The organism is Rhodococcus sp. JG-3 (genome assembly GCF_000482405.1).
Taxonomy (GTDB): Bacteria; Actinomycetota; Actinomycetes; order Mycobacteriales; family Mycobacteriaceae; genus Rhodococcoides; species Rhodococcoides fascians.
Window position 1 is genome coordinate 4,479,149 of the sequence record NZ_KI519398.1, and the last position, 18,333, is coordinate 4,497,481.

The 18,333-nt window shown below is 66.0% G+C and carries 10 protein-coding genes; 3 read left to right on the plus strand and 7 right to left on the minus strand.

The genetic code is table 11. From position 1 onward, the window contains the following. Nucleotides 1–155: 155 nt before the first annotated feature. The 5 genes from K414_RS0122400 to K414_RS0122425 form a co-directional block, all read right to left on the minus strand. Nucleotides 156–1,565: a plasmid pRiA4b ORF-3 family protein gene (locus K414_RS0122400; protein ID WP_027497966.1), complete on the minus strand. Its 1,410-nt coding sequence runs from the start codon at nucleotides 1,563–1,565 to the stop codon at nucleotides 156–158. 219 nt (nucleotides 1,566–1,784) lie between these two features. Then, nucleotides 1,785–2,333, minus strand: a complete 549-nt coding sequence (locus K414_RS0122405) for an LpqN/LpqT family lipoprotein (protein WP_027497967.1) — start codon at nucleotides 2,331–2,333, stop codon at nucleotides 1,785–1,787. Nucleotides 2,334–2,503: 170 nt separating this feature from the next. Continuing rightward, the gene (locus K414_RS0122415; RefSeq protein ID WP_027497968.1) at nucleotides 2,504–3,343 is read right to left on the minus strand and encodes an HAD family hydrolase; all 840 of its coding nucleotides are present in this window, start codon (nucleotides 3,341–3,343) and stop codon (nucleotides 2,504–2,506) included. Nucleotides 3,344–3,371: 28 nt separating this feature from the next. Next, complete coding sequence (locus tag K414_RS0122420; protein ID WP_027497969.1) at nucleotides 3,372–4,589, minus strand: metallophosphoesterase; 1,218 nt, start codon at nucleotides 4,587–4,589, stop codon at nucleotides 3,372–3,374. Nucleotides 4,590–4,690: 101 nt separating this feature from the next. Beyond that, the gene (locus tag K414_RS0122425) at nucleotides 4,691–9,625 is read right to left on the minus strand and encodes an AAA domain-containing protein (protein ID WP_027497970.1); all 4,935 of its coding nucleotides are present in this window, start codon (nucleotides 9,623–9,625) and stop codon (nucleotides 4,691–4,693) included. A 216-nt stretch (nucleotides 9,626–9,841) separates the two neighbouring features. Here K414_RS0122425 and K414_RS0122430 point away from each other — a divergent pair, with 216 nt between their 5' ends. The 3 genes from K414_RS0122430 (at nucleotide 9,842) to K414_RS0122440 (ending at nucleotide 17,022) form a co-directional block, all read left to right on the plus strand. Continuing rightward, nucleotides 9,842–10,444 (plus strand): dihydrofolate reductase family protein, encoded by a 603-nt coding sequence (locus K414_RS0122430; RefSeq protein WP_027497971.1) that lies wholly within the window; start codon nucleotides 9,842–9,844, stop codon nucleotides 10,442–10,444. A 14-nt stretch (nucleotides 10,445–10,458) separates the two neighbouring features. Continuing rightward, a complete protein-coding gene (locus tag K414_RS0122435) occupies nucleotides 10,459–11,130 on the plus strand; it encodes a TetR/AcrR family transcriptional regulator (protein ID WP_027497972.1) in 672 nt (223 codons plus the stop codon). A gap of 414 nt (nucleotides 11,131–11,544) precedes the next feature. Then, complete coding sequence (locus tag K414_RS0122440) at nucleotides 11,545–17,022, plus strand: carboxyl transferase domain-containing protein (RefSeq protein WP_027497973.1); 5,478 nt, start codon at nucleotides 11,545–11,547, stop codon at nucleotides 17,020–17,022. Nucleotides 17,023–17,144: 122 nt separating this feature from the next. On the opposite strand, the gene K414_RS0122445 is transcribed toward K414_RS0122440, so the two are convergent. Next, nucleotides 17,145–17,360: a hypothetical protein gene (locus K414_RS0122445; RefSeq protein WP_027497974.1), complete on the minus strand. Its 216-nt coding sequence runs from the start codon at nucleotides 17,358–17,360 to the stop codon at nucleotides 17,145–17,147. Between the two features lie 96 nt (nucleotides 17,361–17,456). Further along, entirely contained in the window at nucleotides 17,457–18,332 is an 876-nt protein-coding gene (locus K414_RS0122450) for a pseudouridine synthase (RefSeq protein WP_027497975.1), read from the minus strand. Nucleotide 18,333: the final 1 nt, after the last annotated feature.

Sequence of the window (18,333 nt, forward strand, 5' to 3'; positions counted from 1 at the left end):
CCTCGTTCACCCAGTCCGTGAAGACCGGGTCGGTGTCCGTCGCTCTGACTCGACAAAAGCTACGCCACCAACCCCACACACGCAAATCGGCAGGTCAGGGCGCTGGAGACGCGTCGAGCCGGCCGAGACGGCACCGAACGCCTCGGAATCGGCGGTCAACTGGACAAAGCGTCGCGCGCAAATCGACGGGACCAACTCGGTGAGTCCGATACGGCTTCCCGAAAGTAGAAGCTCGGGCCATGGGCACCGATGAGGTCGAGAAAGCTCATGGTCGTCTGAGCAGCGAACTTGGCGTCGAAAACACCGGAATCCTCACTGGCCCAGCCTAATTCCGAGACCGTCTCGATCAGCATCTCGTTACGGTGGGCTGCTGAGGCCGATGCGGCCAGGGAGATCAGGAACAGCGTCGCGGCATCGGTCTCGTAAGTCTCCCTCCCCAGCGGAAGCCGCGAGGCCGCATGGCGCCACATGCCGATCGGGTCGTCTGCCAGTGATTCGCCGAGCTTCGTGCGCAGCAGCCGCCCCTTCGCGATGCGGGTCAACCCGAGGTGTCGGACCGCCTCGCGCAAGTCGGTGACCTGATGGTGGTCGATCTCGCGGCTGCTCGACCCAACCCACCCCAGACCCCAATCGAGCTCGTCGCGGATCGCTGCCACGAAAGCGGGCTTGAGGTAGCCGGCATCGGTGAGGACAGCGCCGCCGTCGCCGACCTTTCGGAGAAACCAGGTGAGCTTGGCCATCGCGATCTCGGCAACCGGCAGGTCCACCGAGCTCTCGACGGTGAGCTCGCACCGGGGCAGCAACGCCATCAGTGACGGCACGTGGGTGGGTCGTACTCGGTCGAACAGTCGCCCGATGGCCGGTGCGGCCGCCACAGCTTCGGCGAGCGTCGACCTACCGACATCTGCCGATTGCAGCACGCGGTTGACTGCATCGACCTCGAAACGGGCCGGGTCGAACGTCGGACCCCACTGGGAGAGAAGTTCGGAGTGTTCGGGGTCGGACGAGTCTGCCGCGATGTCCAGCGCCTGGGTATAGCGCGACGGACCGCCCGAGGACTCGGGAGGACACGCGCGGGCACCGTCGAGACAGATCGAACGAAGGTCGTCGATATCGGAGTCTTCGTGTTCCAGCTCGACTGTGTGGGTCCACCCGTCACCGAAATCGTATTCGTACGTCATGACGGATCCCGGGTGCGTCAACACCTCGTCGACGCGTACCCGCTCCTCGCTGGAGGCGTCGTCGTCCGGTTCGTCGTCGAGTGTCTCCTGCATCTCGAACCGTCGGGTCGCCCCCGCGGTTCTGACGCTGAATGCGTGCAGGTGTCGGTCTTCCCAGCCCACGGCGATCTGCAGTACCGAATGCAACTCGGACAACAACAGATCCGATCGCACGCGCACTCGTCGCCAGATCGACGGCCGCGTGTGATCGATACTCACCCTCAGCACCAGATTCGCCAGGCCACGCGCGGCACCCTCCGTTGCGCTGTGCTCGGCCGGCTCGTCGGCTCCGGGGATATCCGGCACCACCGACAGGTGCCGAACGCGGCCGGTTCTGATCGACATGCGAACGACCCTAGCCGGATCGGTGCGGCATACCCAGGTGTCGCTGCCCGGCGCACTCGGACGCCGTCTGCGGCGATAGAGCGGACAGGCATCGCCTACTCTCGCGCGGAGCAGACTCCGTGCGCCCTGGACTGCTGCGGCTCGGTCGCCGGGGCGTCCGCCCGACTGCATCTTTCCCGGCCCGACAGCACGGGGTTGGCATAGAAAATCCGAGTGCCTCTACGCCGCGGGAAGCGTCAGTCCGTCGTTGATCGCGGACACGTCGAATGCGAGCGCATCCAGCTGAGACTCGAGCGTCGTCACGGTCAACTGGACCAAGTACTGAGCTTCCTCGCCGACCACTGCGTAGCGCGTCGTCACCGCAGCCTCGAGCCCTTGGGCGACGTAGGTGCCCCGAATGAACCGTGACGGCCACCCGACCCACGACGCCGTACTCGTCTCCCGCTCGACCCACCCGGGCATCGCGCGCCCGTCACCGAAACCCAACGCCATCAACGCTTCCGGGTCGATGGAGTGAGAGAGCTTCCCGACCAGCAAGACCGCATTCGGCGCGAAACCGTTCTCCACCAGGTTCGGCTCGACCGTCACTTGGGTCGCACCGGGAAACTGTGCCGGATCGAGCGTCTGCCACCCCGCGGGAACCGGCACCGTGGTGCCGAGATCGGCCGCCGCAGCGCCGTCCAGCGGCAACACCTGCAGTGCATGAGCGTCGAGATACTCGGCGATCGTGGTGGGTTCGGACGGTCGGGTCGTGGGAGAGTCGTTCACTGCAGGCCCTTCGTGGTGGTCAATTCGGCACGACCGAGGCTACCGGCGTCCGCCGAACCTACCTCGACGACTCCACACAGCAGGGCACTGTTGTTCGGAGACAACGCCATCCGTGATGTCGGACCCAGGTGGGTCGAGGGCCGGTCGACCGAGAAGAGTATCGCGAACGACTACCGCTGCACTCGACGCTCGGTGAGTTCTTCGAGATAGCGAGCAACCGCATCGTCGTCGTGCGAATGCAGTACACGATCGGCCACAGCGCGCACCGGCTCCGCAGCATTCGATGGACACAGCGCGGTACCGGCCCACGCCAGCATGGGAAGGTCGTTGCGCGCATCTCCCACCGCTGCCACGTCGTCCTGAGCTACGCCCCACTGTTCGCACAACTCCGCCAGAGCAGTGGCCTTGGATACCCCGGCGGCGGACATCTCGATGTACGGTGCCCCGGAGTGCGTCAGCTCCACACCGACGAGACCTGCCTCGGCCACCAACGCGTACAACTCCTCGCTCGGCGTATCACTGTGTCGTGCAACAATTTTGACTGTCGGCTCGATGTCGGCCGACAGACCGTCCTCCGACAGCTCCATCTCGTGCGGGTGGCGGTGATGGTCGGCGAAGACACACAGCTCCGCGTATCGCGACTCGGCGACGAAACGAGTGGCACCCACAGTTGCGAACGCCACGCCGGGAACCAGAGATCGAACGGCGGAGGTGACAGCCGCGACCGTCTCCGTCGGCACCGACCTGGTCGCGACGATGACCGGGCTGCCATCGGCAAGGTCCAGCACCACCGCACCGTTCGCTCCCACTGCCGTACCGGTGAACCCACACGACGCCGCAAGCTCGGCGATGGAGTGCCGCGCCCGCGCCGTCGCCCACACCACCCGGATGCCTGCGGCTTCGGCCGCGGCCATCGCATCTGCCGTCCGCGCCGACACCGTTCGATCCGAACGAAGTAGCGTGCCGTCGAGATCGGTTGCGACTACCTGGATCTCTCCCGTGTGCCTCACCCGTCCGATACTGCCAGGTGCCGACGCGTCAGCCTGCCACCAACGTCAGGACCGAGATCTCACTCGGTGCGAACACCCGGAACGGCGGCCCCCAGAATCCCGACCCCCGACTGGTGTAGAGCTGCGTACGCGCTCCATGCCTGCTCAATCCGTGCACCACCGGCTGGTCCGGTCGAACCAATGCCGCGAACGGCCAGATCTGACCGCCGTGGGTGTGGCCGGACACCTGCAGATCGACGCCCGCTCGGACGGCGTCGCCGATCTGTTTCGGCTGGTGGGCCAGCAGCAACACCGGGATCGACGGATCGGCCCCGGCCAGTGCCCCAGCCAGATCGGCACCGTGGCCGGGGGCACCCGACCCTGCTGCCGTGGCGTCGTCAACACCGGCGATGACCAAGGCATCGTCACCTCGATGCAGCACGACATGACGATTGTGCAGCGCGTTCCACCCGATGCTCTGCATGTGGTCCAGCCACTCCTGCGCCTCACCGAAATACTCGTGATTACCGGTGACGTAGACGCGGGCGGCGGACGCGCGCATCGATTCCAGCGGCGCAGCCTGTTGCCTGCGCGTCGACACGGAACCGTCGGCAATGTCGCCGACGTGCGCGAGCACGTCCGGTTCGAGCGCATTGACGGCGTCGGTCAGTCGCCTCGACCACACGGTTCGGTTCACCGGACCGAAGTGGGTGTCGGTGACCAGGACGACTCGCAGGCCGTCGAATCGGGCACCGAGCCGGGCAATGCTGACGCTCGTGTGCCGAACGCGCGGAGTGCGCATGGCCTCGTAATGGCCCCAGAGGGCAAGGCCGACGATCACTGTCACCGTCGCCGCCGCCGTGATTCGCGACCGCAATGGATCGTCGACACCGGCCGCCCACAGCCCGAGCCTGAGCAACAGTGAGAGCGCCGACCATACGAACGCGATCCAGGCGAGACCCAACAGGACGTCGCCGAGACGCGCCCAGGCGTCCTTCCTGTCCCCCTCGATGCCGGGCCGGTGACCGAGATACATCGCGGTGGGCAAGGCGAGCGCGGCAGCGATCACCAGTGCCGCGCCGAGCAGCCGAACCACCGGCGGCCAATGCGCACCCGCGAACAGCACGGTCCACATGGGCAGCCCGAACAGCACCGCACACAGGGCAACGACCGTGGCCGGCAGCATGATTCGCCGACGAAGTGTTCGGTCGGGCCGTTCGGGCACCGCCCTGTCGGCGTGCAGCCCCTGCGTCTGTCGATCTGCCATCGGCGGAGACCCTCTTTGCTCGAACGTGCGCGAATACCGCGAACCAGACTACGACGGTAACGAGCTGCACGCTGACGGGCCGCGACTCCCGCGGACTACACCTACGGGCTTCGGCGCGTGGTGTATCCCCGCAGTCCGTTGAGAGGCAGTTGGTGCTCGGCGACCACCTCGTCGACCGAGCTCTCGGACTCCTCGACGCCACCACTCGATTCGACTCCGTCGACCGCGCCCCGCACTTCTTCGGAGCTGTCGACCGAATCGGATGCACCCGGTCCGTCCGAGCCCGCAGCTGCGGCAGGCTCTTTCGGCGCTGTCGGGGGTGTGGACGCGCGCGGAGCTCCGGTCGCGTCGATCGTGCTCGAACCGTTCGCAGCACCGGTTCCGTTGGTCGACCCCGACCGTCTGGATGTGCCGGTTCCGTTCGTGGTGTCGGTGTCGGCGGTGTTGTCGCTAGGTATGTCGAGGCGGGGCATCGTCCACAGAGACAGCACCGAATCATGCCGAACGGGTGCGTTCGTTCGTGTCGCAGCCTCGAAAGCCCCGGAATCGTCGAACTGCGAGGACTCGAGCGGTACCGGTGTCCAGGTCTCCTCGAACGCCGTTCCGCCTTCCGCACCAACGGCACCGGGCTTGATTCCCAATCGCGCGAGGGTGAACCACAGACTGTCGAGAGCACCGTCACGATCGAGGTGGTACTCCGATTCCCGCACGCGCCAGAACGTCCACCCGCATCGCTTGAGTTCCTGCTCGCGTTGCAGATCCGCCGATCGTTGCGCGGGGGTGGTCGAGAACGAATCGACGTCGCATTCGACGGCGAGGCGAGAGGACTCCCCCGTGACGACGAGCGCGATACGCCGATTGTTCACTTCGACACCGGGATTGACGTGGAAGCCACGCTCGACGAGGTCGTTGAACAGCTGCTGTTCCAGCAGCGTCTCGAACGGGGCTTTCCTGATCTCGCGCGAGACGTTCTGGGGCATCGGATCGGCGGGAGCGGGTGAGACCGACGTGACGTAGCCGAGCAGAGAGTTACGCAGGTCTGCTCGTTTGAGGCGATCGACGGTGACCGAATGGAACAGCCACAACTGATCCTGCGCCCGCGACGCGGCCACGTTGAACCGACGCTTGTACTGGTTCGAGGTCAGGGTGGCGAAGTTCTGATCCGGTGCTACCACCATCGACAGGAACACGACGTTGCGCTCGTCGCCCTGGAAGTCCGGTGGGGTGCCCACTCGCAAGCGGCGTTGTTCCCACTGTTCGATGCCGATACGTTTGATCAGCTCGTTGCGAATCTCGTCGACCTGCGACTGCCCCTGAAGCACAACGACTCCGAAGGTCGAGTCGTCGTACGCCGTATCGGCGAGGCACTCGGATATCTGCTCGGCGATGGCAATGGCCTCGGTCCGGTTGACGAGCGAGGCGTTCTTTCCGGTGACCGTCGCCCCGCGAACGTACGTGTGCCGAAGCGGCGGCAGGCGATCGGCACCGAACTGCCGCACCGGCACCAGTGGCGAGTCTCCGTAGAACTGCTGACTCGACCAATTGATGATCTCCGGCATCGAACGGAAGTGCTCTCGTAGTCGTACCACCTGACCGAACCGGGTGCGCAGCATCGAGAACAGACTCGACCGCGGTGTCAGCGTCGCCCGCACGTGCTCCGGTAGGTCCGGGAGATATACATCGAGGCGGTCGAACACGTCCTCGAGCGTGCCGGCCTGAGGGACATCGGCGGGCGCGCACTGCCGGTCGTCTCCCACCACGATCACCCGAGGCGCGAGGTACAGCAGGAACAGGCTCGTGATGTCGGCCTGGCTGGCCTCGTCGACGATGACGACGTCGAAGCTACCCGGCACCGGCGGAATCGACGCGAGCACCTGGGAGAGCGGCATGACCCAGGCGGGCACCGCGCTCTGTGCCTCTCGCATCGCCGATCGTGCTGCGCTGCGGTAGGTTTCGGCGTACTTGCCGGCACCCGAACCGATACTGGAAATGTGCTCGCGGTAAGTCTGCAGTGCGCGAACCTCGACGGCCGTCATCCGCTGCAGGCTGTTGAGCCAGGCACTCGCGGCAGCGAGACGCGTCGTGAGATAAGCGATGTCGACATCCGCGGCGGCCAACTCCGCTTCCAGCTGCTGCTCGAGACCCCCGTGGTGCTGCTCACCGACCCATTCGCGCGCGCGACGCCACGCCCACGCCTTGGACAGCTGCCAACTGAGCTCGTCCCATTCCGGGTCTGCCGCGGTGTCCTTGACCAACTCGAACAGGGCCGGCGCGACTGCCGACAGTGTGGCCGACATCGACTCGAGCAGCAGCTGATTCTCCTGCTCCGCGCAGGCCTGAGCGTAGGCGGAGACCGCGCCTGCCAATTCCGCAGGATCGGCAGCGCCGGGGGCCGTCACCAGATTCAGACCTTCGGGCGACGGTCCCGCGTCGACACGAGTGGCCACCGCGAACTGCAGAGCGTCCAGCTCGGCGCGGGCGATGTCGATGTCGACGCGGGCGGAGATAGCCGCAGCGGCTCCGGCTATCTCCTGAGCTTCGGCGAGGCTTCGGATCCACGGCGCAGCAGGCGACACCGTGTAGAGCCGGTGTACCAGCGCGTCACGAGCGGCAACCACTGCCGCTACGGAACGGAGCCGATCGGCGATCTGCGCAACGGTGTTTACGCGAATCGATCGAGGGCCGTCGAGGGGGACGACGATCGCCAGGTCGGCCAGCAACACCGCCGCCGTCTGCACGGTGTCGAGAGCCCGAATGTGTTCCGCGACAAGCCGAGCGGCCATCGCACTCGTCGCCGGTTGCCCGTCGACGGTGGCGACGATGCCGAGAGCTTCGACGGTCTTCTGCTCCTCGCTACGCCGAAATCGCGGCTTCCATTCGATTCCCGATTCCAGCGCAGCTGCGAGCGCATCCATAGCCTGCAGAGTCGCAGCAGACGTGGACGAGCACTGCACGTCGTGCGCGCCGATGTACCGGTCGGACGCTGCGGCAGTGGCAACGAGGTCGTCGATTCCGCTGACCCGCGACCACAGGTGAGACGCTTCGCCGGACAGCACCGAGTCGGTCACCCGCGCATACGTGGCATCGAGCTCCGCGACCACTCGCACGCGAGCCGCCAATTCCTCGCAGAGAGAACGGATGTCGGACGAGACGGCAGGTTCGACGCCGCCCAGCAACGTGATGAGGTCGGCAGCCAGCGGCGGGACGGCGTCTATCGGCGTATGCACACGTCGGCACAGCGCTGCGAGTTCGGCCGAATTCGGCAGCATCGTTTCGGGGCGCGGCAGCACCTGGCGCGATCGTTGCTCGCGGGCTCCGTCGGAGGTCGCAATCAGCGCTCGGAGTTGGTCGACCTGGGCACCGTCGAACGGTGGCCGGTCGGCGAGCAACGGCCCGGGCAGCCACTCGTGGGCGCCTTCGGCTGCTTTGACCTTACGTACGATCGACGCCACCGTGCCGTCGTACCCATCCGAAACATATTCGTGCACAACGGTTTCGGATTCGCGAAGGGCGCTGACACGGTTCAGCAGTTCCGTCCGACGAGCGAGCGCGGCCGCGCGGCGGGTGGTGAGCGCGTCGATCTTCTGCTGCTCACTGGCTTCGTCGAACGAGGTCTTACGCTCGGCGATCTTGGCGACGCTGCGATTCAACTCGTCCGAACCACCACGGGAGAGGTCGGTGATCGAGACGCAGAGCTCCTGCAACTCGGGCGGCAGCTTGTCGCGCAGGACTCGCAAAGCTTGTGACTTTTCACTAGTGACCAGAACCCGCTGACCTCGCGCCAGCAGCCCGGACATCAGGTTCGCGATGGTGTGGGTCTTCCCCGTCCCGGGCGGCCCTTCGACGACCACACCGCTGTCGCGTCCGAGTCGTTCGATGATCTGCGACTGCTCGGCGTTGGCCGGCAGCGGAAACAGAGGATCTTCGGCCAGCGCCGCCGACGCGCCGGCTCCGGTCCGTTCGAGCCATGCCATCCGATCGGCCGGCTCGATCGCGTCGACCAGTTGCGCGAGGCCCAGCGGAACCGGTGAGTCGGCGGCGTCGAGATCGGCGATCATCTGCTCGTAGTACTCGACCAGCGCGAACGAGTCGCGGGTTCGGAGCACGAGTGCGGGTGAGACCGTCAGCGTTCGATCGTCGTCGATGTACGCGAGAGCTCCCGGGGGCCCGAGGCGATCGAGCACCTCGATCTCGTGACGGGGAACTCGCGTCGCCCATTCACGCAAGAATTCTTCGACGCCCTCACCGAGGGGCGAGTCGACGTTGCCGTGCAGCTTCTCGGCGAGAGCCACCGAGCCGGAGGTATCGAAGTCCTTCGATCCGGTGAGCAGCTGGCCGTCCTCGAGACGCGGGGCACTACCGGCGACCAGTCGAACCAACAGGTCGCCGGTCCGCACATCACGTTCGATTCCGGCCGACTGGGTGAGGAGGTGAGTACGCACGCTGCGCTGGGGGTCGGGGTTGCTCGACGTCAGCAGACCCGACGCCACCACCAGTTCGATCGACTCGGGGCGCGAGGCGAGCTCTTGCATCATCAGTTGCAATGCCTGGTACAGCGCTGCCTTGGGCCGCCGGTCTCGATCTTCCTGAGCCCACTGCTTCCAGGACTCCGAGTACTGCTCGAAAGCCTTCTTGATCTCGTAGGCCTTGCGAATATCGAAATCGGCGTCGGACTCCTGCGCCTCGCCGCGACGACGTGATGCCGCCGTCGACGCGTCGGCGAGCTCGATCTCGCGGTAGCGACTGTCTCCGACGACCTGGGGATCGAGCCAACCCGTCAGAAGCGCCGGTGGCTCGGGTGGGTCGTCGACGGCGATGCGCGGCGCCCGAAGTACGACCCCGCCCTGGCCGGCCTTCGAGTCGAGACGAACCGGAATCTCACTGGAGTACAGCCACTCGACCTGGACATGATCGTCGAACCTCAGGACCGGATTCGACCGCGCCTCGACTATCTCGCGCAGGAAGCGCAACAGGCGCGCAACCCTGCTCTTGAGCTCGTCGTCGTATTCACGACCGGTAGCCGCTGCAGCCGTCACAGTTTCCCCACAAATGCTCGAATGGCCGTCCCGCCAGGGGACAGTGCTTACGCACCCGCGTCACAGTAGCCGTTGAAAAGCAGTTGTTCACCGGGGTCCGAGCACACAGAATGCGTTCTAGTGTTCGGTCACAAAGACCGACTTGGTTGCTTGGAACAACAACAGAAAACGCGGCCCGTCCGGACACGCGCCGGCCGCCGATCGCAGGAGCGTCGCATGCGCAATCTGGTCTACTACATCGCCGTCACACTCGACGGATTCATCGCCGCGCCCGACGGCACCTACGACTGCTTCGCGACCGAGGGTGATCACCTCGAGGCCATCGTGACCGAGCTGCCCGAGACGCTGCCGGTGCACGTCCGCGCCGCGCTCGACATCGATGCCCCGCCGGCGCGGTTCGACACCGTGGTGATGGGCCGGGCGACCCTGCAACCCGCACTCGACATCGGCATCACCAGCCCGTACCCCCATCTGCGGCAGTACGTGCTCTCCCATACGTTGCCTGCCGCGACGGACCCGACCGAGCCGATCGTCGTCCGGAACCCGATCGACCTGGTTCGAGAACTCAAAGCCGAGGACAGCGACGCCGACGTGTGGCTCTGCGGCGGCGGCCGCCTCGCGGGGCAGCTCGTCGACGAGATGGACGAGCTGTTTCTCAAGGTCTATCCCGTCGTGCTCGGCCGAGGCATCGGGCTGTTCGCGCCCGATACCGGACCCGAGCCGCCGATCGCACGACGGTTCGAGCATCTGCACTCACGCCAGTTCGACAGCGGCGTGCGGTTCACCCGGCTGGTTCGCCCCGACGGCGGTGAGCGATGACGTATAAAGACTGAATGCCTGCCGCACCGGTGTCCGAAGGGGAGCAGCCGACTCGCCGGCCGACGACCCAGCGCGGGCTACGGACCCGATCCGCCTTGGTGGCAGCCGCCCGACGCGTGTTCGAGGACAGCGGCTACCTCGATTCCCGGCTGATCGACATCACCAGAGCCGCGCACTGCTCGGCTGGGACCTTCTACACGTATTTCATCAGCAAGGAAGAGATTCTGGCCGCGGTGCTCGAACAGGCCAGGGACGACATGCTGCACCCCGGCACGGAACGGGTGGACCCGCACGACGATCCCGCTGCCGTGATCGCAGCCAGCAACCGGGCCTACTTCGAGGCATATCGGCGCAACGCCAAGCTGATGGCACTGCTCGAGCAGGTCTCCAACATCGATCCAGACTTTCGCCGCCTGCGCCGCGAACGCGCCGACGCGTTCGTTCGACGCAATGCACGCAGTATCGAGAGCCTGCAGAAACGCGGCGTGGCGGATACCGACCTCGACCCTCTGCTCGCCTCCCGCGCGCTGTCGTCGATGATCAGTCGTCTCGCGTTCAACCACTTCGTCGTCGACGCCGAGGACGGCAATCCCGACGCCGACTACGAGGCGCTGCTCGCCACTGCGACGAGGCTGTGGGTCAACGCGTTGCGGATACCGGACAAGAGCGTCGGACACACCGGATGAACGCCTCCTCGGCAACCTGCTGCTCGTCCGAAACCACCTTCGTCGACCTGTACCCGTCGGTAATGTACTCGCCGGTAGCCAGAGATGGTGAGGAATCACGAATTATGCGTCCCGACAACGCTACTCGTGAGTACGAATCTGTCGTGAGGCAGAGGAAAGAAAATGTCGAATACGGAATGCGTTGTCACAGAATTGAATTGGCTCGTTCGTGATCAATCACACTCAACCCGAACGCCGTTGGCACGGCACAGGGCCCGGTTGCCGCTAGAATAAGTCGACCGGAGTGCTGCATGGGCGCAGGACCGGAGCCTGCGGAACGACCCGACAACCATCAAACGGACATGCCCAGCCGGACCCACCTCCCATCGAGTGCACCGACGCGATGTGCGCCTACACCGAGCGAAGAGAGATACGTTGTTCAAGCGGATTGCAGTAGTCAACCGAGGCGAGGCAGCAGTACGGCTGATCCGAGCCGTCCGAGAGCTCAACGCCGAACACGATTACGGCATCCGCACCGTAGCGCTGCACACCGAGGCCGAGAAGCGGGCCATGTTCGTCCGCCTGGCCGACGAAGCGGTCACGCTGCGTAAGCCTGCGAGCGGCTCGGCCTACCTCGATTACGGCGTGCTGGAAGCAGCGCTGGTGGAATCCGGGGCCGACGCCGTATGGGTCGGCTGGGGCTTCGTCGCCGAGGACCCGACGTTCGCCGACCTGGTCGCCCGCCTGAACATCACCTTCATCGGCCCGTCCGCGGACGCGATGCGCCTGCTGGGTGACAAGGTCGAGGCCAAGATTCTCGCCGAGAAAGTCGGCGTTCCCGTCGCACCGTGGTCCGGCGGCCCCGTCGAGACCCGCGCCGACGCCCGTCGCCACGCCGCGGCGATCGGTTACCCGTTGATCATCAAAGCCCGCTCGGGCGGCGGTGGCCGCGGCATCCGCAAGGTGTTCCACGAGGACGAACTCGAACTGTCCCTCGAACGCACCCAGGGTGAGGCCGAGCGCTCGTTCGGCGACCCCGTCGTATTCCTCGAGCGTCTGGTCACCGATGCCCGGCACGTCGAGGTCCAGGTCATTGCCGACAGTCACGGCAACGTGTGGGCCCCCGGTGTGCGCGACTGCTCGATTCAGCGTCGCAACCAGAAAGTCATCGAGGAGTCCAGCTCCCCGCTGCTGACCAAGGAACAGTCCGATCAGCTGCGCACCGCGTCGGCCGAGCTGGTCAAGGCCGCCGGGTATCAGGGCGCGGGCACCGTGGAGTACCTCTACCAGCCCGAGCAGAAGATCTTCACGTTCCTCGAGGTCAACACCCGCCTGCAGGTCGAGCACCCGATCACCGAATACACCACCGGCATCGACCTGGTGAAGCTGCAGATCCTCGTCGCCGACGGCCAGGCACTGCCCGGCGACTGCCCGCCCGAGTTCGGTCACGCCGTCGAGGCCCGCCTCAACGCCGAGGACGCCGACAACGGCTTCGCACCGGCCCCCGGCACCGTCGAGCTGCTCAAGTTCCCCCTCGGCACCGGCATCCGCGTCGACACCGGCATCGCCCAGGGCGACGTCATCCCACCCGACTACGACTCCATGGTCGCCAAGGTCATCGCCTGGGGCCGCGACCGTAGCGAAGCGCTGGCGAGACTGCGCAACGCACTGCGCGAGACCACGGTCGTCATCGACGGCGGCACCACCACCAAGTCGTTCCTGCTCAGCCTGCTCGACCGCGAGGAAGTCATCTCCGCCTCCGCCGACACCGGCTGGCTCGACCGCACCGAAGCCGGTTCCCAGGTGGGGCCGACCGCCGTCGCCGACATCGCCATCATCGCCGCAGCGATCGACGCCTACGACGCCGAAGAAGGCCGCGAACGCACCTCGTTCCTCAACTCCGCTCGCGGCGGCCGCCCACGCGCGACACACGCCATCGGCCGCACCGTCGAGCTGAACTACCAGGGCCAGGCCTACAAGCTCGAGGTCGGCCAGACCGGAACTCACCGCTACAGCATCGAAAGCGACGGCATCGGCGAACTGCAGGTCGACGTCGAGCGCCTCGGCACCTACGAGAGCCGCCTCGTCATCGGTGACCGCCGCTACCAGGTGGTCACCGTCGCCGGAGCCGCCCACTTCCTCGTCGAGGTCGACGGCATCAGCCACCAGATCTCCCAGGACGAGGCCGGGCTGGTCCGCGCGCCTGCACCCGCTGTCGTCGTTGCCGTCCCGGTCGCCGTCGGCGACGAGGTCGAAGCAGGACAGACCCTCGTCGTCCTCGAATCGATGAAGATGGAAACTGCCGTCCGGTCCCCGTACGCGGGCACCGTGCGTGAGGTCCTGGCCTCGGTCAACGGACAGGTCGACGCGGGAGCTGCACTGCTGCGCGTCGATCAGGCCGGAGAACAGAAAGTCTCCGAGCAGGCACCTCGGGTGCAGTTCCGTGGCGTCGACGACGCCGCGCAGCGCTCGCCGCAGCGTCGCGCACTGGATCGGCTCGACGAACTCGCAGCCCTCATCACCGGCTTCGACGTCAGCGGTGCCCGGGCTCGAAACCTGTTGTCCACCTACGAGACTCTGCGTGCCGAGGTGCCACGTGACGATTCGGAGCTGGTCACCGCCGAACTGGCGTTGCTGAACACCTTCGCCGACATCTGCGAGCTCTCCCGCAACCGTCCGACGATGGACGAGGAGACGGGCGACGAGCGAGTCCACTCCCCCCGCGAGCACTTCCACTCGTTCCTGCACTCGCTCGACGCGGACGTCCAGGGTCTGCCGGAGTCGTTCCGCGCCAAGCTCACTCGCGCGCTCGCGCATTACGACGCTGCCATCGACGAGGGCCGAACCCCGGCTCTCGAAGAGGCCGTCTACCGCGTCTTCCTCGCCCTGCAGCGCATGGAGAACCAGGTTCCGGTCATTGCGGCCCTCCTCGGCCACTGGCTCAGCGACTCCTCCGCCCAGCCCGAAGCCACCCCGGCCATGGCCGAGGTACTCGAGCGCCTCATCGGTGCCACTCAGGCCCGCTACCCCGTTATCGGCGACGTCGCCCGCAACCTGCGCTTCCGGTTGTTCGACGAGCCGCAGATCCGGATCGCCCGCGAGAAGGTCTACGACGGCGTCCGTGGCAGCCTGCAGTACCTGGCCGAGAACCCCGACGCAGCCGACTACTCGGCGCGTGTAGCCGCTCTCGTGGCGACACCGGAACCGCTGATCGAGCTTCTGGCACAACGGATCACCGATCCCGGTGCTCTGCTCGAGGTGATCACCCGTCAGTACTACGAAATTCGCACCCTCGAGGATGTCAAGGCCTTCGACCGCGACGGTAAGCACTTCGTCACCGGCAACTTCGAGCTCTCGGGCGAACGACTGCATCTGATCTCGACCGCGACGGACTTCGATTCCCTCGCAACGACTCTCGACGCTGTCGAGGACATCGCCGGCCCGTCGCCGGAAAACCTGGCCGTCGACCTGTACCTGTCGTGGCCGGACGCCCCCGCCGACGGCGACGTGCTCTCGGCCCGACTGCAGGAAGTTCTGGCCGCCCACTCCGGCTCCGGCCGCTGGCGCCGGGTCACGGTCACCGTGTTCGGCGCGGTCACGCGAAAGATGACGTACCGCCGCACCACGGTCGAGGGATCCGAGCCCCTCGCCGAGGACACCATCATCCGGGACATGCACCCACTCACCGGTCAGCGACTCGACCTGTGGCGACTGAAGAACTTCGACGGAGTTCGCCTGCCCGCCAGCGCCGGAACCTACCTGTTCCACCTGACGTCCAAGGCCAACCCGTCCGACGAGCGACTCGTCGCCCTCGCCGAGATCCGCGGCATCACAACACAGTTGGACGACGCCGGAAACATCGTCGCCGTTCCGGAGATCGAACGAACCGTCGCAGCCTGCCTCGACGGCATCCGCCGCGCACAGGCCGGACGCGGCAAGAAGCGTCTCGACGCCAACCGCGTCGTGCTCTACGTCTGGCCGGTACTGAACGTGCCTGCCGACCGCATCGCCACCATCGCCCGGCACATCGCACCGCTGACCATCGGAGCCGGACTCGAAGAGATCACGCTGATCGCACGCCTGGCCGAAACACCGGGCGCGACACCGCGCGAGGTGGCTCTGCGCCTGTCGTACCGGTCCGGTGCCGGCATCGTCGCCAAGGTGACCCCGCCGCCGACCGAGCCGATGCGCCCGCTCGACGAGTACACCCAGAAGGTGCAGCGGTCCCAGGCCCGCGGCACCGTGTACCCGTACGAGCTGATTCCGTTGCTCAGCAGCAACGGTGGCACGTTCACCGAGTACGACTTCGACGCCGACGGCGTGCTCGCCCCGGTCGATCGTCCCTACGGCCGCAACTCCGCGGGTGTCATCGTCGGTGTGGCCACCACCCCGACCGCCAAGTACCCCGAGGGAATCACCCGCGTCGCACTCTTCGGTGACCCCACCAAGGCGCTCGGCACCGTCGCCGAGGCGGAATGCTCGCGGATCGTTGCGGCCATCGACCTCGCCGAACAACTCGGTACCCCCGTCGAATGGTTCGCATTGTCTTCCGGCGCAACGATTTCCATGGAATCGGGCACCGAGAACATGGACTGGGTCTCGCGTGGTCTGCGTCGCATCATCACCTTCACCCAGGCCGGCGGAGAGATCAACATCGTCGTCGCGGGCATCAACGTCGGCGCGCAGCCGTACTGGAACGCCGAAGCCACGATGCTCACCCACACCAAGGGCATCCTGGTGATGACCCCCGACAGTGCGATGGTGCTCACCGGAAAGCAGTCCCTGGACTACTCCGGCGGCGTCTCGGCCGAGGACAACTTCGGTATCGGTGGCTACGACCGCGTCATGGGCCCCAACGGCCAGGCGCAGTACTGGGCACCGAACCTGCGGGCCGCATGCGACATCCTGTTCGCTCACTACGATCACGCGTATGCCGCACCGGGAGAACGCTTCCCACGCCGTGCGGCCACGGCCGACCCGACCGAGCGCGACGTGCGTACCTACCCGCACGTCCACCCGTCGAGCGACTTCACCACCGTCGGCGACATCTTCTCCTCGGTCACCAACCCGGACCGCAAGAAGCCGTTCGACATTCGCACCGTGATGCGCGCCGTGGTCGACCAGGACCACTCGGTGCTCGAGCGGTGGGCCGACATGGCCGACGCCGACACCTCGGTGGTGTTCGACGCCCACCTCGCCGGAATCCCGGTGAGTGTGATCGGTATCGAATCGCGAGCCATCCCCCGCAAGGGCTGGTTCCCGTCCGACGGCCCCGATCAGTGGACCTCGGGAACCCTGTTCCCGAACTCGTCGAAGAAGACGGCCCGCGCCATCAACGCCGCCAGCGGAAGCCGGCCGATCGTGGTGCTGGCCAACCTCTCCGGCTTCGACGGATCACCGGAATCGCTGCGCAACATCCAGCTCGAATACGGTGCCGAAATCGGCCGCGCCATCGTCAACTTCGACGGACCGGTCGTGTTCTGCGTCGTCTCGCGTTACCACGGCGGCGCGTTCGTGGTGTTCTCCGGAGCACTCAACGACAACATGGAGGTCCTCGCGGTCGAGGGCTCCTTCGCCTCCGTACTCGGCGGTGCCCCGGCAGCCGCAGTGGTGTTCACCCGCGACGTCAACGCCCGCACCGCAGCGGACGCCGACGTCAAGGAGCTCGAAGCACGACTGAACGCGGCCGAGGACGACGCCACTCGCTCGGCACTGCGCGTCGAACTCGCCACCGTGCGAGCGAACGCCCGCAACGCCAAACTGGGTGAAGTGGCAGCCGAATTCGAGGCCATCCACAACATCCAGCGCGCACAGAGCGTCGGATCGGTGCACCACATCGTCCCCGCCGCCGAACTGCGACCGCAGCTGGTGGCCGCCGTCGAACGCGGAATGGCGCGGTCGCTGGCCAAGTAGGGCTCAGGCTCCACGCACACGCGCGCGCGTTTGCTGGATGCGAGCGGAATGGTTACCTGTTCCGCGAGCGTCCGGCGGACGCGCGCGCGTTTGTCGGTTGGGGGTTCAGTGCAGGGCGTGCGCTACCAGTAGGTCACGTCCGTTGCGACGATTCCGGTGCACTGTCCGGTGAAGATGGTCACCGAGCAGGCCTCCCACAACCGGGACAGATCCGAGAACAAGCTCGACACTCCGTTCGCGCTACCGGTGCTCGCGCTTCCGGTATCGGCCACGGCAACCGCTGGCGACGCTATGGCGATGACGGCAGCTCCCCACACAACAGCAATACGACGCTTCACGCAGTTCTCCTCTGTGCTCCATCGGACATGTTTCGATCGTTACGCTAACCTCGCGTCCGAATTGTCACCATCGTCCGAACGAACGATTCCTGGGCGTCAGAGCTGGAGTTCTCGGGCGCTGGCGAATCGCCGCTGTTCGCCGGTGAGCGGGTCGGTGAAGTCCAGTGCCCGGGCCAGGAGTTGCAACGGCCGAGTGAAGTCGTCGGCTGGAGTCGATGTGTACGCCGGATAGTACGGATCGTTGACGATGGGAATCCCCAACGACGACAGATGGATTCGCAGCTGATGAGTCTTACCCGTCTTGGGAAAGAGCCGATAGCGGGCGAGGTCGTGGAGAGTGTCGATGAGCTCGATTCTGGTTTCACTGTTCGGCTCCCCCGGCTCCTCGTACGCCGTCATGACACCGTGTTCCTTGAGGATCCTGCTCTGCACGACGCGCGGAAACTGCAGTGCTGCATCGAAACCCGCGACGGTCTCGTATTCCTTGGTGACGTTGCGCGTCGAGAAGAGTTCCTGGTACGGCCGTCGGGCATGCTTGGTCTTGGTGAAGAGCAGCACTCCAGCGGTGGCGCGATCGAGTCGATGCGCGGGCGTGAGGTCGGGGCAGTCGAACTGCTTGCGCAGCCGCACGGTCGCGGTTTCGGTGACGTGCCGACCACGCGGGATGGTGGCGAGGAAATGTGGCTTGTCGACCACCAGCAGATTTTCGTCCTCGTGCAGGATGCCGATCTCGAACGGCACCGGAACCTCGTGCGCCGGAACACGATAGAAGTACACCAGACTGCCGGCGCGGTAGCGAGTGTCCAAAGTTATGGGCCGACTCTTCTCGTCCACCAGTTCGGCGTCGCCGATTGCCCGACGCCAATCGTCGTCGGGCATCTCACGTTCGAGGTATTCGACGATGGTGGCGGACGGATCACCATGCGGTAGAAGCAGTCTCAGAGGCGCGAGACCGTCTCGAAAAGGCAGCATC

Excerpts from the sequence above, each read along its gene's own strand:
- K414_RS0122400 (WP_027497966.1), bottom strand. The coding sequence starts at position 1,565 with ATGTCGATCAGAACCGGCCGCGTTCGGCACCTGTCGGTGGTGCCGGAT.
- K414_RS0122420 (WP_027497969.1), bottom strand. The coding sequence starts at position 4,589 with ATGGCAGATCGACAGACGCAGGGGCTGCACGCCGACAGGGCGGTGCCC.
- K414_RS0122430 (WP_027497971.1), top strand. The coding sequence starts at position 9,842 with ATGCGCAATCTGGTCTACTACATCGCCGTCACACTCGACGGATTCATC.
- K414_RS0122435 (WP_027497972.1), top strand. The coding sequence starts at position 10,459 with ATGCCTGCCGCACCGGTGTCCGAAGGGGAGCAGCCGACTCGCCGGCCG.
- K414_RS0122450 (WP_027497975.1), bottom strand. The coding sequence starts at position 18,332 with ATGCTGCCTTTTCGAGACGGTCTCGCGCCTCTGAGACTGCTTCTACCG.